The organism is Marinomonas sp. ABL3_031, from assembly GCF_056161265.1.
On the sequence record NZ_JBSWYU010000008.1, the window covers coordinates 51049 to 66533 of the forward strand.

The 15485-nt window shown below is 45.7% G+C and carries 11 protein-coding genes; 3 read left to right on the top strand and 8 right to left on the bottom strand.

What is annotated here, in order from left to right; genetic code table 11:
• Positions 1-11: 11 nt before the first annotated feature.
• The 6 genes from iolB to ACXAH2_RS10340 all read right to left on the bottom strand — a co-directional run bounded on the left by iolB (position 12) and on the right by ACXAH2_RS10340 (position 8414).
• Positions 12-824 carry a 5-deoxy-glucuronate isomerase gene (gene iolB / locus ACXAH2_RS10315; protein ID WP_475078329.1) on the bottom strand — a complete coding sequence of 271 codons (813 nt, stop codon included), beginning with the start codon at positions 822-824 and terminating at the stop codon, positions 12-14.
• Positions 825-845: 21 nt separating this feature from the next.
• Positions 846-2372, bottom strand: a complete 1527-nt coding sequence (locus ACXAH2_RS10320; protein WP_475078330.1) for a CoA-acylating methylmalonate-semialdehyde dehydrogenase — start codon at positions 2370-2372, stop codon at positions 846-848.
• 87 nt (positions 2373-2459) lie between these two features.
• Positions 2460-3383 carry a myo-inosose-2 dehydratase gene (iolE, locus tag ACXAH2_RS10325; protein WP_475078331.1) on the bottom strand — a complete coding sequence of 308 codons (924 nt, stop codon included), beginning with the start codon at positions 3381-3383 and terminating at the stop codon, positions 2460-2462.
• 28 nt (positions 3384-3411) lie between these two features.
• The gene (iolD, locus tag ACXAH2_RS10330; protein WP_475078333.1) at positions 3412-5274 is read right to left on the bottom strand and encodes a 3D-(3,5/4)-trihydroxycyclohexane-1,2-dione acylhydrolase (decyclizing); all 1863 of its coding nucleotides are present in this window, start codon (positions 5272-5274) and stop codon (positions 3412-3414) included.
• A 24-nt stretch (positions 5275-5298) separates the two neighbouring features.
• Positions 5299-7245, bottom strand: a complete 1947-nt coding sequence (locus tag ACXAH2_RS10335; RefSeq protein ID WP_475078334.1) for a bifunctional 5-dehydro-2-deoxygluconokinase/5-dehydro-2-deoxyphosphogluconate aldolase — start codon at positions 7243-7245, stop codon at positions 5299-5301.
• Positions 7245-8414 carry a Gfo/Idh/MocA family protein gene (locus ACXAH2_RS10340; protein ID WP_475078335.1) on the bottom strand — a complete coding sequence of 390 codons (1170 nt, stop codon included), beginning with the start codon at positions 8412-8414 and terminating at the stop codon, positions 7245-7247. The genes ACXAH2_RS10335 and ACXAH2_RS10340 overlap by 1 nt, the downstream gene beginning before the upstream one ends.
• A 449-nt stretch (positions 8415-8863) precedes the next feature.
• On the opposite strand from ACXAH2_RS10340, the gene ACXAH2_RS10345 reads away from it, so the two are divergent.
• Complete coding sequence (locus tag ACXAH2_RS10345) at positions 8864-9730, top strand: MurR/RpiR family transcriptional regulator (protein WP_475078336.1); 867 nt, start codon at positions 8864-8866, stop codon at positions 9728-9730.
• A 71-nt stretch (positions 9731-9801) separates the two neighbouring features.
• Here ACXAH2_RS10345 and ACXAH2_RS10350 read toward each other — a convergent pair whose 3' ends face one another.
• On the bottom strand, positions 9802-10272 hold the full coding sequence (locus ACXAH2_RS10350) for a DUF2127 domain-containing protein (protein ID WP_475078337.1): 471 nt from the start codon (positions 10270-10272) through the stop codon (positions 9802-9804).
• 137 nt (positions 10273-10409) lie between these two features.
• Positions 10410-12611, bottom strand: coding sequence for a catalase/peroxidase HPI (gene katG / locus ACXAH2_RS10355; protein WP_475078339.1), 2202 nt, complete (start codon positions 12609-12611; stop codon positions 10410-10412).
• Positions 12612-12984: 373 nt separating this feature from the next.
• Between katG and codB the strand changes: the two genes are divergently transcribed.
• Complete coding sequence (codB, locus tag ACXAH2_RS10360; protein WP_475078340.1) at positions 12985-14241, top strand: cytosine permease; 1257 nt, start codon at positions 12985-12987, stop codon at positions 14239-14241.
• Entirely contained in the window at positions 14238-15479 is a 1242-nt protein-coding gene (locus tag ACXAH2_RS10365; RefSeq protein ID WP_475078341.1) for a PucR family transcriptional regulator, read from the top strand. Before codB ends, ACXAH2_RS10365 begins: the two co-directional genes overlap by 4 nt.
• Positions 15480-15485: the final 6 nt, after the last annotated feature.

The following is a 15485-nucleotide window of genomic DNA, read 5'->3' on the forward strand; positions in this document are numbered from 1 at the left end:
TTAACCATTGGTTACTTTTTATCCCGTTCTATGATCCACTCATGGTCGGGGTCATTATGAAAGATCCAGTTACGACTGGGTCCTGCCATTACATTCAGATAGTAAGACTGATAACCGTGGGGAACGCCCACCGGATGGTAGCCTTCTGGCACCATGACCAAGTCACCGTCTTCCACCGCCATGGTCTCATCAATACTGCGATCGTCTGTGTAAACACGCTGGAAAGCAAAACCTTGAGGTGGGTCTATCTTATGGTAATAGGTTTCTTCCAACTGGGTTTCGGAAGGCGCTGCATCGGTATCATGTTTATGAGGTGGATAGCTTGACCAACCACCGCTTGGCGTGATGACTTCACACACCAACAAACTGTCAGCAGGCTCATTACCAAACAAAATATTGCAAACGTGACGTGTATTACTCGCCACACCACGGGTTTCGTACTGACATTGTTCGGGACGAATCAGTTTAGCGGTATGACCGCCTTTGCCAGGCGCTTTGCAAAATGCCACTTCCACATCGGTCAAGGCTTGAATACTGATTTCATCTTGCGCCGGGGCATACACCGCATAAGGCGCTTTTTGCTCAAACACACTCATGCGATCACCAATATCGTCCCACGACGCTTGCTGTGTCTTGGCATTGACTTTGCCGCTTAAAATCACCGCACAGACTTCGTCGTTACCTGTCTTCAGACTGACCGATTCACCCGCTTTTAGCTGATGAGCCTCGAAGCCGACATATTGCCAATTGGCACTGGCTGGCGTTACCAGCTGGGTTTGTGACTGCCCAGCTTGTTGACGCTTTTTACTGAGTAAACGTGACATAGTGCTTCACCTCGTAAAACATTACTTCATGGTTGGCATAGAAAATTCTGGACCAGCGCGTAAACCAGTTGGCCAGCGTGCTGTCACTGTCTTCATACGAGTGTAGAAACGCACACCGTCTGGACCATGCATATGTAAAGGACCAAACAAGGAACGCTTCCAACCGCCAAAACTGTGGAAAGCCATTGGCACAGGAATCGGCACATTGACCCCAACCATGCCTACTTGTACTTTCTCAGTAAACTGACGTGCCGTATCCCCATCACGAGTAAAGATGGCCGTACCATTACCGTATTCGTGTTGGTTGATCAGAGCCAAACCTTCTTCATAAGAATTCACACGAACCACAGACAAAACTGGGCCAAAGATCTCTTCTTTATAAATACGCATGTTATCTGTGACATGGTCGAATAAGGTTGGGCCAACAAAATAACCTTGCTCATGATTTTTACGCACAAACTGACGACCATCTACCACCAAGGTGGCACCTTCTTCTTCGCCAGAAGTGATATAGTCACGTACTTTTTGCGCATGCTCTTTACTGATCAGCGGTCCCATATGAGGCTCTTCGTCTAAGCCAAAGTTCTTATACAAGCCTGGGCCAACTGTCATGGTCGAAATCTCTTGTTGCAGTTTGGCAATCAAGTTATCCGCCACTTCATCACCAACACAAACCGCTACTGAGATCGCCATACAACGCTCACCCGCAGAACCGTAAGCCGCTCCCATTAAGGAGTTCACCACTTGGTTTGGATCCGCATCAGGCATCACCAACATATGGTTTTTCGCACCACCAAGCGCTTGTACACGTTTACCGTGTGCACTGGCAGTGGCATAGATGTATTCTGCAATCGGGGTAGAACCGACAAAGCTAACAGACTGGATTCGTTCATCGGTTAGTAAAACATCCACCGACTCTTTGTCACCATTCACCACGTTAAACACACCCTCTGGTAAACCGGCTTCTTTTAGCAATTCTGCCAAACGCATAATGGTACTTGGATCTTTTTCCGATGGTTTCATCACAAAAGTGTTACCACAGGCAATTGCCACAGGGAACATCCACATTGGCACCATAGCGGGGAAGTTAAATGGGCTGATACCCGCACACACACCCAGTGGCTGCATCAGACTGTAACTGTCGACGCCACGACCCACATTGAGGCTGTGTTCACCTTTTTGCAAATGTGGAATACCACAAGCAAATTCCACCACTTCCAAACCACGAGTCAACTCTCCTAACGCATCGGAATAAACCTTACCGTGTTCACTGGAAATCAATTCGGCCAACTCATGGCTATTGGCTTCTACTAAGGCTTTAAACTTAAACAATACTCGAGCACGATTCAGCGGTGTCACTTGAGACCAGGTTGCAAATGCGGTTTGCGCAGAAGCAATCGCCGCTTCCGTTTCCGCTACCGTGCTCAACGACACCTGCAGTGATACATCACCAGTGGCTGGATTAAATACATTGGCATTACGAGCAGATGTGCTGGGTACAAACTGATTATCAATAAAATTACCCATCAGTGTGTTTGAACTAGACATAAACCTTCTCTCTTTCATTCATCAATTCGGTAAACAGAGCACCTTCGACGATGCCCCTGCTGTTATCAAAAGTGCGATCAGCTTGACCTAAATCGCAAACCCTGCTTGTTGCAGATTGCTCGATAAGTACTGATACCCCATGGTTGCATAGGTCAATGGATGCGCAATCGCCGGATCTTGCTCCGCTTCCACGACGACCCAACCTTGATAATCGACGCTCTTTAGCACATCAAAAATTGGCGCGTAATCAATGCTGCCATCACCTGGTACGGTATAAACGCCGTCCAATACTGCATTCAAGAAGGCACTGTCACGATTTAAATTGTCCTGCAAAACGCTAGGGCGAATGTCTTTGCAATGCACATGAACAATACGTTTAGCATGTTTCTTAGCCATTTCAAGAGGATTACCACCAGCAAAGGTGATGTGACCTGTGTCTAATAAAAGCCCGACATTGTTACCCGTCATGGCCATTAACTTATCCACTTCTTCGGCGGTTTCAATGACAGTGCCCATGTGATGATGGTAAGCCAATTTAACCCCCTGTTCTGCCATGTAATCCGCCACTTGGGTAATACGCTTAGTGTACTCAACCCATTGTGCCTCCGTCATGCCTGGGCGTTGCGACAAAGGCGCCGACTGATCACCGTGAATGCAATTGGTGACTTCGGCAAACACCATGACATCAGAACCTAATGCTTTAAGCAGGTTAAGATGATCTTGCATGGCGGCAATTTCTTCTTCAGCACTGCGCTCCATCAAACGCGCGCTATACCAGCCTGACACCAAAGACAAATCGTGCTCTTGCAAAATTGGCCCCAGTACTGCGGGATCACGAGGAAATTTATTGCCCAATTCAATACCTGAGTAGCCAGCCTGGCGGGCTTCACTCAAACAGACTTCCAAAGGCGTATCGGCACCCAATGAAGGCAAGTCGTCGTTTGTCCAAGTCAGCGGATTAATGCCAATTCGAACATTAGAAGCGGTTGCTGCGTTGTTATTTTTGTTCATCTGATTGCTCCCTAAATCGTCTCAATATTTAATAAGGCTGTTTTTGTTTTGCCGCTTGGTAGTTACGCTCAGCGTCCACTACTTGCTGTCTGCTCGAAACCTCAGGTACAGCCACATCCCACCAAGCACCACCTTCTTGCGTACTTGGCATTGGGTCAGTATCAATGGCGATTACATAAGTTTTGTCGCTGGCTCGTGCGCGCTCTAATGCGGTTTCTAATTCTGCCAGACAGGCTACCTGTTCAGACTCAGCCCCCAAGGCTTTAGCATGCGCTGCAAAATCGGTTTTTGGTGCTCCCGCTTCCACCGTATGACAATCTTGTAGTAGATTGTTGAACGACTCACCACCACAGGCATTTTGCAAACGGTTAATACAGGCATAACCACGGTTATCCAACACCACTATGGTGAGTTTCAAACCCAACATGACGGACGTCGCAATTTCAGAATTCAGCATCAAATAGCTACCATCACCGACCATCACAATGACATCACGCTCAGGTGAGGCCATCTTCACGCCCATGCCACCCGCAATTTCATATCCCATGCAGGAGAAGCCATATTCCACGTGATAACCCAAGTCATCTGAGGTACGCCACAACTTATGCAACTCACCTGGTAGACCACCGGCAGCTTGCACTATGGTGGTATTGGCTTGCACCTGACGGTTGATGACGCCAATCACGTTGGCATCAGTAGGCAAATAAGTGCTATCACTCGCCTGTTGTGGCAGAGCAGTCGCCTTGTCTACGGCGGCTAACCAAGCTTTATTCCAATCCAAGACTTGTGTTTGCCATGCCTGATCACTCTGCCAAGCAGACAAATCCGCTTGCATCTCTTGTAAGCTGCTTTTCGCGTCCGCCACCAATGGCAAAGCATTGTGCTTTTCTGCATCAAAAGGCGCGGTATTGAGGCTCAACAAGGTGCAGTCTGGATTGGCAAACAAGGTACGAGACGCCGAGGTAAAGTCTTGCAAACGAGTGCCCACGGCAATGACCAAGTCGGCTTCTTGCGCCGCCGCATTCGCCGCACTGGAACCTGTTACCCCTACTGAGCCCAAATTCCATTGATGATCCCACGGCAAAGCGCCCTTACCCGCTTGCGTTTCACAGGCTGGCACGCCATGTTTTTCAACGAAGGCTTTGATTTCTGGCAAAGCGTGACTGTAATGCGCACCACCACCTATCACCATCAAAGGTTTCTTTGCTTGCTTAATGGCCTCAATCGCATTAGATAACTGTTGTACATCAGCACGATTGCGACGCAAACCATGTACCTTTTTAGCAAAGAAGCTAAGCGGATAATCGTAAGCCATGGCCTGCACATCTTGCGGCAAAGCAAGGGTGGCTGGGCCACAGGAAATCGGATCCAACATAGTATTGATTGCCACAGGCAAACTGGTAATCAACTGTTCAGGACGATTAATACGGTCAAAGTATCGTGACACAGAACGGAAACTATCGTTTACCGACATACCAGGATCATTGAAATGTTCCACTTGCTGAAGCACAGGATCTGGCGTTCGCGTAGCAAACACATCCCCCGGTAAAAACAATACAGGTAAACGGTTGGCCATGGCCAAACCTGCCGCTGTGACCATGTTCAGAGCACCCGGTCCAATCGACGTGGTGCAAGCCATAATACGCTGACGTCTATGTTGTTTCGCAAAAGCACATGAAGCCAATGCCATACCTTGTTCATTGTGCGCACGAAAGGTGGTAAATTCTTCTTTTACTTGCGCCAATGCTTCCCCGATCCCGGCTACATTGCCGTGACCAAAAATCGCCCAAGCACCACCAAATAAAGGCACTTCTTTACCATCTATCAGGGTATATTGCGCTTGCAAATGCTTTACCAAGGCTTGTGCCATGGTTAAACGAATTGTTTCCATTTTTATGCCTCCGTTAGCGGGTGATTAAAGGGACTTACCCGCTTCGTTACGCTGACGCCAATATTCGCTCATCTCAAGATAGTTGCTCTTCACTTGAGCGACAAATTCCGCATCGTTAATGTCGTTTCTTAGCCATGCCTTGGTTGGCGCTGAAAAAATGGTGCGTCCAATAGCAAAGCCTTTACATACTTCTTGACCCGCTGCCGCATAGAAACCCGCTTTCAATTCTTCTACCGGCGCATCCAAGCCAAGTAACACCACGCCACGGCAATAAGGTGCACGAGCTTTGATAATCTTGTCTATGTTGTGCCAAGCAGCCTTACTTGGTGAAGGCAGTTTCCACCAGTCAGGGAACACTCCAAGATTGTAGAAACGCTCAATAGAGCGAGACAAAGTCTCATCGTCTACATCGGAACCCGCGGGCGGAATAATCTCCAACAACAACTCATGCCCAGTGGTACAACAAGCGCGATACAAGTCCATGACTTTTTGTTCTTGCTCACTACGTAGATTCACTTCGTCATCTGGGTGATAGAAGACCAAACATTTGACGATGTGATTGGCAGGCCAGGTCGCAATGGCTTGGCCCACATTGTTACCCAGTTCAAAGCGTATCGGGCGACTGCTTGGCATTTCGACCGGACGAGCAATCCAATGATCCTTACCGGTAATGTCATTCAACACATTTTGTGCAAAGGTGCCATCCGCCAAGATGCCGGTTCCACCAACACTGTCGCCTAAGGTTTGCGCGCCTTCGTAAGCGGCTTGCAAAATCAACTCTTTCGCTTTACTGATACGTGAAATAGGCGCACCGGCTTCACGGCACATATCGACGAACTGACGTCTGTGATCAAAGGCCAGAATACACATGTCTTGCCAATCTTTATCTTCCCCTTGGCGCTCTAAGCGCTGAGTAGTCACGCGATGCAAATAGTTCAACACTGGGTCCAAGTCTGGACGTGGAATTTCATCACGATGGATCAAGTAATAATCCAACTCTTCTAAACTTGGCATGGCCGGTGCGCAACCATGACGCGATACCACAATCGCCCCACAAGCATTCGCGTAATCACAGGCGTTTTCAGTACTTTCTTGATTGATCCAGCCACGCAAATAACCACTTAAGAAAGCATCCCCAGCCCCTAATACATTAAGTACTTCCACGGTCACACCGTAACGAGTAATACCCTCATCTAAGGTTTCGGGGATGGCATCTTTAAATACTGAACATCCCAAAGCACCACGTTTTACGACTAATTCAGCAGACGATACTTTGCGAATGCGTTTCAAACACTCAATAGTGTCCTCACATCCACCCGCAATATGAAACTCTTCTTCAGTGCCTACGATCAAATCACACAGAGGCATAATAGACATGATGTGTTCAGTAACAGCATCATCAGAAACAAAGCGATTTTCTCCTTCACCACGCCCCGTCAAACCCCAAAGCACGGGTCGATAGTCTATGTCGATGATGACTTTGGTATCATTAGCTCTGGCGTACTCAATGGCCTTGCGTGCCGTTTTGTCGGTAGACTCAGTAGAAAAATGCGTACCCGTAATCAATAAAGCTTTTGATGAGGCAATGAAATCCTCATCAAAATCCTCTTCTGAAATGGCCATGTCGGCGCAATTTTCACGATAAAAAATAAGCGGGAAAGTATCTTGGTCTTTAATGCCCAGTAGCACCAAACCAGTTAAACGCTCTTGATCGGTAATGGTATGAGAAACGTCAACACCAACACGGGCCAACTCATTGCGCACAAAACGCCCCATGTGCTCATCACCCACACGCGTCAACATGGCTGACTTCAAGCCCATTCGAGCCGTACCAAAGGCAATGTTCGCTGACGAACCACCTAGGTACTTTTTAAAGCTACTGACATCCTCAAGTGGCGCACCGATTTGTTCGGAATACAAATCCACCGCCGCACGACCTAAACAGATGACATCCAGATTCTTATTTTTCATTATCGATCCCCATCATATTGTTCAACCTTGACCCAAGCATTTCCTTCGTATGACTTAAGCACATCATCAAGTATTAGATTGACCTGAGCTGCCGCTCTGAAATCTGGCCACAGGGTTTGACCATGCACAATGCCCTCATAGAGGTCACGAATTTCAACCGCTTTCATATCATTGAAGCCCAAACCATGCCCAGCAGACACACAAAATGCTGCGTAGTCTGGATGTTCGGGGCCAGCTAATACTCGTCTAAAACCTTGCACATCAGGTCGGTCATCCACCAAGTAAAGTGAAAATTCAGACAACCTTTCCTGATCAAACATCACGCTGCCTTTGGTGCCCGTCAGCTCAAATGACAAACCATTCTTTCTACCCCACGCCACACGAGAGGTTTCTAACGTACCTTGAGCACCATTAGCAAAACGCACCATCATATGGGCTTGATCGTCATTTTCGACCAGACCTTTGGCAGTGCTATTCATATTGGAAGTCTCAACAGGACGCTGCTGATGAACAATTTTTAAATCGGCACACAATTCGCTGATTGGCCCAACCAGATGTAAAGCCAGTTGCACTAGGTGTGAACCTAAATCGTTAAGAGAGCCCGTTCCGGCAAATTCTTTTTGTAAACGCCAACTAAATGGCAAGTCGGCATTGGCTAAATAATCCTCATTAAAGACGCCACGAAAATGCACTATGTCGCCCAAATCACCACGTTCAATAAGCTGTTTAATAAATTGCACGGTAGGGTTTTTGACATAATTAAAACCTACCAATGTTTTTACGCCTGCCGCCTCTGCAGCTTCAGTCATCAACTTGGCGTCAGCTAAACTCAACGCCAACGGCTTTTCACTGTATACATGTTTGCCCTTGGCAATAGCCGCTAAGGCAATCTCTTTATGAAGAAAGTTCGGTGCACAAATATCAACCACGTCAATTTGTGGATCTGCCACTAACGCTTTCCAGTCACCAGTAGAGCGCATAAAACCAAGTTCAGCCGCTTTTTTCTCCGCCAATTCAGGTGTGGCGTCTGCTAGCATGTCACAAATGAGAGACTGGTTGGAAATCTCGAAAGCCGCCATAGCGTTACGATAAGCAATCGCATGTGCTTTCCCCATGTATCCTGATCCAACCATACCCACTCTTAGCTGCCCAGATAGTTGCTTAAACATCGACTCTTACCTCTAAACAGGACCCACTTTTGGTGAATACCGTGTTGTATCTGTATCTTGCTCAGCGGTGGCATTTTTACCTGCTCCGAAACAAAGTTTGTTTTTATATTTATCGTTTATTTCAACAACAGAACAATAATAGAATATTTATTTCAAAAAATTCAAGAAATAAAAAAAATATTTTGATTTTTTTCGCGCATTTCTTTTTCATGCTTAAAAAAAATTAATTTAGTGTTTAAAAAACAGTCAGTTAGAAAACAATAAATTTTAAAACAGGCCTTTCGTTTTATTTGCTTTTTTGAAACACAGGTTCTAAAATTTGCTTTTAGAGAATCTGTCGTTTCATTGCCCTAACCTTATCCAATAGAAGAAATCATTCGGCAATGACCTACATCGGAATGCCCATAGTCAGCATCCCCATATAAAAAATCATCATAAGGAGAGCTACTTTGGCCGCACCTTCCAGTCTTGAACAGTTACAACAAGCCATCAGTCGAAACTACGACAATTTATCCAAACGTTTGCAGCAAGTTGCGCGCTTTCTATTAGAGCATCCCAACACAGTTGCTTTAGAAACGGTCGCCAACCTTGCTCAACAATGCGGCGTCCCACCTTCTACTCTGGTGCGTTTTGCAGCGGCATTTGAATACAATGGCTTTAGTGAAATGCAAAACCTGTTTCGTCAATCCTTGGTAGAACAAACCTCAACCGCTAGCTACAGCGAACGCGTAAAAATGAATAAAAAAACCGCTGGTAATAATATCAATGCCAGTGATGTGCTGAGTGAATTTAGTGGCAATAACGCATTTTCCATGAGTCATATGGCTCATCAATTTTCTCCCGATACCTTAAATGCCGCGGTAGATATGCTTGAACATGCACAAAACATTTATTTGATCGGCTTACGTCGGGCATTTCCCATTTCCAGTTATTTTGCCTACAGCTTACGTCACCTCAATAAAAGCACACACCTTATCGATGGTGGCGGTGGTATGTTGGTTGAACAAGCCAGTAATATTCGCAAAGATGATGTGATCATAGCGACCACCTTTAGTCCTTATGCACAAGAAACCGTCACGGTAAGTGAATACGCTTACGCGGCTGGAGCCAAAGTCATTGCCATCACAGACAGTAAAATTAGCCCGCTAGCGGCCATGTCAGATGTGTGTTTTGATATTAAAGAAGCAGAAGTCATGGGCTTTCGCTCGCTGACCTCATCTATGACACTGGCACAAACACTGTTGGTATCACTGGCATATCGATTGAATGCTGACGGCCAAATAGGGGATGCAAAACAGATCGCCTGGAAACATTAAGGCAAACCGATAGACGATAGATCTGCCTTTATGTTGAGCGAACTCTTCTAGACACATCTAGAAAAATTCAACTAAATCGCCTGCCAAGTCGACTTGGGTTTGTCACGTTTTAATACCCAAAATAAATAACTCACGACCATAAGGTTAAAAAGTAAAATCATCCAATTACTGAGTTTGTTCACATCTTGATAAATAGCATAGAGCTCAAATGGGATATACAAACAACCACTCACAAAAGCGAACCATTCTGTCCAACGAAGGTGAAACCAGAGTCCGTATGCCATGACAAAGCGAAAACTGGCGTATAAGAGTGCCAAATAAGTAAACATAGGAATACGTCCTTGTGAAACACTATCAGCCAACATCAGCACCCATTGCGCATAATGACTCTGTTTTGATATTCCCAGAGACAGCATCTTTTCCAGTACCACAGTGTGCAAATCTTGTCCTGATAAACAGTGCACTATTACAACAAGCACTAGGGCAATCACCCCTTTGATACCTTCCATTAAGGCTAATGCATACAAACCTTCAAACTTCATTGGCGTCTCGCATCAAAAAAATAACAGATTAATCAGAGAAGATGACAAAAGCATGATGACACAGTTGGGTCGATAACATTCCATAAAAAAGCCCCACTACTTCACAGTAGTAGGGCTGAGCGTGGTAACGCTAGGAGTTAAGCTAGATCGAATCGATCCAGCTCCATTACTTTCGTCCATGCTGCTACGAAATCCTTCACAAAATCATCTTGTGAATCAGAGCAAGCATACACTTCAGCAATAGCACGTAATTGCGAGTTCGAGCCGAAAATTAAATCCGCACGAGTCGCTGTCCAACGTTTGGCACCGGTACGACGATCGCGACCTTCAAACGTCATTTCTTCATCCGAAGTCGCCACCCATTGGGTTCCCATATCAAGCAAATTCATAAAAAAGTCATTGCTCAATACCGCTGTTCTTGCCGTTAAAACACCTTCCTCAGAACCCGCATGATTGACACCTAACACTCGCAAACCGCCTAATAAAACCGTCATTTCAGGAGCAGATAATGTCAACAACTGCGCTTTGTCTAACAAAAACTCTTCTGTGGACACAGTAAATTTGGCTTTTTGGTAATTTCTGAAACCATCCACCAAAGGCTCTAAAACAGCAAAGGATTCCACATCTGTCTGTTCTTGCGTTGCGTCACCACGACCCGGTGTAAATGGCACCTCAATATCGTAACCCGCTGCTTTGGCGGCTTTTTCCACACCAACAGAACCTGCTAACACAATTAAGTCGGCCAAAGAAACCTGTTTACCACTGGTCTTCACTTGGTTGAATTCCGCTTGTATGGCTTCTAATTCTCCTAACACAAGTGCCAATTTAGCAGGTTCATTAACCGCCCAATCTTTTTGCGGTGCCAGACGGATACGAGCGCCATTTGCACCACCACGCATGTCAGAACCACGGTAAGTAGACGCCGATGCCCAAGCTGTTGATACCATTTGTGCAACCGATAGACCGCTTTGAGAAATCTTTTCCTTTAAAGAAGCAATATCGTTTTGATCTATGACAGAATGCGTACTTTTTTCGATAGGATCTTGCCAAATCAATTCCTCACTTGGCACCAAAGGTCCTAGGTAACGCTCAATCGGCCCCATATCACGGTGAGTTAACTTAAACCAAGCACGGGCAAAAGCATCCGCTAACTGATCTGGGTTCTCGTAGAAGCGTTGCGAAATTTCTGCGTAGACAGGATCTACTTTTAGTGCCATGTCAGCGGTCGACATCATAGGCGCATGACGTTTTGTTGCATCATGTGCATCGGGCACAGCATCGGCTAGAGCGCCACCTTTTGGTGTCCATTGCGTCGCCCCTGCTGGGCTAGTGGTTAGCTCCCACTCATTGTTCAACAAGGTGTCAAAATAACCGTTGTCCCATTGAATAGGATTCGGCGTCCAAGCCCCTTCCAATCCACTGGAAATGGTATCGATACCATGACCACTGCCCTGACTGTTGCGCCAGCCAAAACCTTGTTCGGCAATGTCTGCCGCTTCTGGATCTGGACCAACTTGAGCCGCATCACCGGCACCATGAGTTTTACCAAAAGTGTGACCACCAGCAACCAAAGCAACGGTTTCTTCATCATTCATCGCCATGCGTTCAAAAGTGTCACGAATATCAAATGCCGACGCCAAAGGATCAGGTTTGCCATTTGGCCCTTCAGGGTTAACGTAAATTAAGCCCATTTGCACCGCCGCCAAAGGGTTTTCCAGATCACGCTCACCTGAATAACGTTCGTCATCCAACCAAGTGGTTTCCGTTCCCCAGTAAATATCGTCTTCTGGCTCCCATACATCCACACGGCCACCTGCAAAGCCAAAGGTTTTAAAGCCCATGGATTCCAACGCGCAATTACCTGCAAGAATCATTAAGTCTGCCCAAGAAATCTTGCGACCGTATTTTTGTTTAATTGGCCATAAAAGACGACGAGCTTTATCTAGGTTAACGTTATCTGGCCAGCTGTTAAGTGGTGCGAAACGTTGGGTACCTGACGTAGCGCCACCACGGCCATCAGCAGTTCGGTAAGTACCGGCACTGTGCCAAGCCATACGAATAAAGAAAGGACCATAGTGTCCGTAATCTGCTGGCCACCATTCTTGAGAATCTGTCATCAAGGCATACAGATCTTGTCGTACTGCTTCAAGGTCCAGGCTAATAAAGGCCTCAGCATAGTTAAAATCGCTCCCCATTGGGTTCGATTCTTTGGTGTGTTGGTGCAGAATGTTAAGATTCAACTGATTTGGCCACCAATCTTTGTTACTGGTACCACGTCCTGCTGTTTGCGTTGCCATTCCAGCCCCATGGTGAAATGGGCATTTGCTTTCATTAGACATAACCTTCTCCTACTTTTTTGTTTTCCCAAGTTGCTGACCACTCAGGACTGCTGCTAACAAATGGATGTAATCGGCTTTCCTCACATCATTAGGACATTTATAAAACTATCGAAAAATACTTTCCAATAAATAAAAACTAATTACGCAATAGTTATGCACCAATCTGAGTGATAAATCAGTGCACTGAAAAAGCGTATTTGTTCACGACAATAAGAGCAAGATAGAAGAAAGTTGTCTAGTTTGCCTAAGATGATTGAACATTTATTGGTTATATTGCCAAAAATCTTTCGATCTTCTCTTCATCTAAAAAACTGGTTCATAAGTTGCTTATCACTAATGTGTAAGTATCCATAAGATGCATTAGGAGAGTGTAATGAATCAATCTGATTATCCGTTATCTGAAGTTCCACAAAGTGCACGTCGAGGCTTATTGCCTATGGCGTTTGTGTTGCTGGGTTTTACCTTTTTCACTGCCACCATGTGGGCTGGAGGAACCTTAGGTAAAGCCTTTTCTTTCTCTGAACTCTTGTGGGTGATTTTACTAGGCAATTTCTTACTTGGCGCTTACGCCTCTGTGCTTGCTTATATTGCCTTTAAAAGCGGATTAAACAGCGTGCTGATGGGACGTTATTGTTTTGGTGAAATTGGCAGTAAATTATCGGACTTCGTATTGGGCTTCACTCAAATAGGTTGGTACGCTTGGGGAACTGCCACTCTGGCCATTGTGCTTGTGAAAGTCACTGGTATTACCGAAAGCTGGCAAACCCCTTTGATGATCCTATTTGGTATGGCCTTTTGTATTACCGCTATGATAGGTTTCAAAGGCATGGACATCTTGTCACGATTTGCTGTGCCGCTGATGCTGATCTTTATTTTAATCAGTCTTTATACCGGCTTAGTAGATGTGGGCGGTATGGCAGGTTTACTCAATATTGAAACCACAGAGAGCCTGAGTTTCACTGCTGCGGTGACCATAGTAATTGGCACTTTCATCAGTGGCGGCACGCAAGCGACTAATTGGAGTCGTTTTGCCAGCAGCGGTAAGGTTGCCATTATCGCCACCATGGCGGCCTTTTTCATTGGTAATGGACTTATGGTGCTTACTGGCGCATTGGGCACGCTAATCTATCAACAAGCTGATATTGTGGATGTCATGTTAGCGCAAGGCTTTTTGGTACTGGCGGTGTTAATGTTGTTCATGAATATCTGGACCACACAAGACAACACCATTTACAACTTTGCCGTGGCTGGCTGTAATTTGTTGCGTACTGATAAACGCCGAACGGTCACGGTCGTCGGCGCAGCCATTGGTACCCTACTTGCCGTTTTCGGTATGTACAACTTCTTGATTCCCTTTTTAATCTTACTCGGTACTTTTATCCCACCTATTGGTGGCATTATCATGGCGGATTTCTGGATTCGCTATAAGGGTCAATACCCAAGTCTTGCTGGCAGTCATTTACCCGCCTTCCATTGGCCTGGCTTAGTGGCTTATGCTATCGCCTCGGCGGCGGCTTATACTTCACCAGTATTGCCGCCTATTGTGGGGGTGGTCACTGCCGTCCTAGTCTATGCTGTACTCTCTATGATTACACAAAATCAATCAAAGGCGGCCATTAAGCATTCATGAGCATCAGTTGTGCCGATATCCCTAAACTGCCTGGTCTTGAAAGCATTACCTTTCGAGCTGGGCTGACTGGAGGCCAACGCATAGTGCGTTGGCCTTATGTTGCAGAAAACGAATCCATTCAAGCATGGGTTAGCGGCGGCGAATTGGTATTTGTTACTGGTATCAATCACACACGAGACGAAGCAAACCTGTGCCAGCTTATTCATGAGGCTGCGCAAAGTCATGTGGCTGGTATGGTCATCTTGACTGGCCCGGAATTTATTCAAAAAATTCCTAAGTCTGTATTGGAATTAGCCAATCATTATCAGATACCTTTGTTTGAACAACCTTACCATTTGAAAATGGTGGTGGTCACTGAAATCATCAGCAACGCCATTGTGCAAGATAACTTACTCGGAAAATCTGTTCGCTTATTTTTAAGTAAGCTCATTAACGGCTTTCAACAAGCCCCCGAACTGATTCATTTAAGAGCCAAAGATCTTGGCATCAGCAGTCAATCTGCGTTCGTTGGTTTAACATTGAGTTATCGTCTGAAGGATGACAAGCAAGCCCCTTCTGCCAGCATACAACTTCAGCAACATCAGCACATTGAGCAAGCGTTAGAAGCCTTGTTAAAACGCCGTCATATTGAATGGCCGGTTTTGTCTGATGAAAAAGGCTTATTGGCGGTCTGGCCAACTCCAAAAAATGAAATAACTGAATTGTATGAAGATCTTTCACAACTGCGTGAGCGACTAGAATCGAGCTTTCCAGATTTGACTTTGAGCATGGGAGTCAGCAGCCAAAAACAAGGATTAGAAAATTTATCCGAAGCGGCTGAAGAAGCCAGACAAGCATTGCAATTTGCCATAAAACACCCCCATCAAAGAGTGTTTTTCTATGAGCAACTGGGTATAGCCCAATTATTTTCCGCCATTCCACAACGTAATATGCTTGCCGAGTTCTGCAAACAGCATTTAGGAGATTTGTGCTTTTGCCGTGATAATGCCAGTTTAGAAATGAAAAACACCCTTGAACACTATTTCAACCACTTTGGGCATTTACAACAAACCGCCGATGCCATGGACCTTCATCGCAATACCTTGAGTTACCGTTTAGGGCGTATCGAGCAAAAACTTGGCTACTCTTTACAAGACCCTTTTAGTCGACTCAATCTACAAAATGCTCTGTTGATCGAGCAAATTTTATTTCATCATCATAATTTGGATGGTCAAAATCGAGTTTTGACCGAGGATTAAGGACAC

Excerpts from the sequence above, each read along its gene's own strand:
- iolB (WP_475078329.1), bottom strand. The coding sequence starts at position 824 with ATGTCACGTTTACTCAGTAAAAAGCGTCAACAAGCTGGGCAGTCACAA.
- katG (WP_475078339.1), bottom strand. The coding sequence starts at position 12,611 with ATGTCTAATGAAAGCAAATGCCCATTTCACCATGGGGCTGGAATGGCA.
- codB (WP_475078340.1), top strand. The coding sequence starts at position 12,985 with ATGAATCAATCTGATTATCCGTTATCTGAAGTTCCACAAAGTGCACGT.
- ACXAH2_RS10350 (WP_475078337.1), bottom strand. The coding sequence starts at position 10,272 with ATGAAGTTTGAAGGTTTGTATGCATTAGCCTTAATGGAAGGTATCAAA.
- iolE (WP_475078331.1), bottom strand. The coding sequence starts at position 3,383 with ATGAACAAAAATAACAACGCAGCAACCGCTTCTAATGTTCGAATTGGC.
- ACXAH2_RS10340 (WP_475078335.1), bottom strand. The coding sequence starts at position 8,414 with ATGTTTAAGCAACTATCTGGGCAGCTAAGAGTGGGTATGGTTGGATCA.
- ACXAH2_RS10365 (WP_475078341.1), top strand. The coding sequence starts at position 14,238 with ATGAGCATCAGTTGTGCCGATATCCCTAAACTGCCTGGTCTTGAAAGC.
- ACXAH2_RS10335 (WP_475078334.1), bottom strand. The coding sequence starts at position 7,245 with ATGAAAAATAAGAATCTGGATGTCATCTGTTTAGGTCGTGCGGCGGTG.
- ACXAH2_RS10320 (WP_475078330.1), bottom strand. The coding sequence starts at position 2,372 with ATGTCTAGTTCAAACACACTGATGGGTAATTTTATTGATAATCAGTTT.
- iolD (WP_475078333.1), bottom strand. The coding sequence starts at position 5,274 with ATGGAAACAATTCGTTTAACCATGGCACAAGCCTTGGTAAAGCATTTG.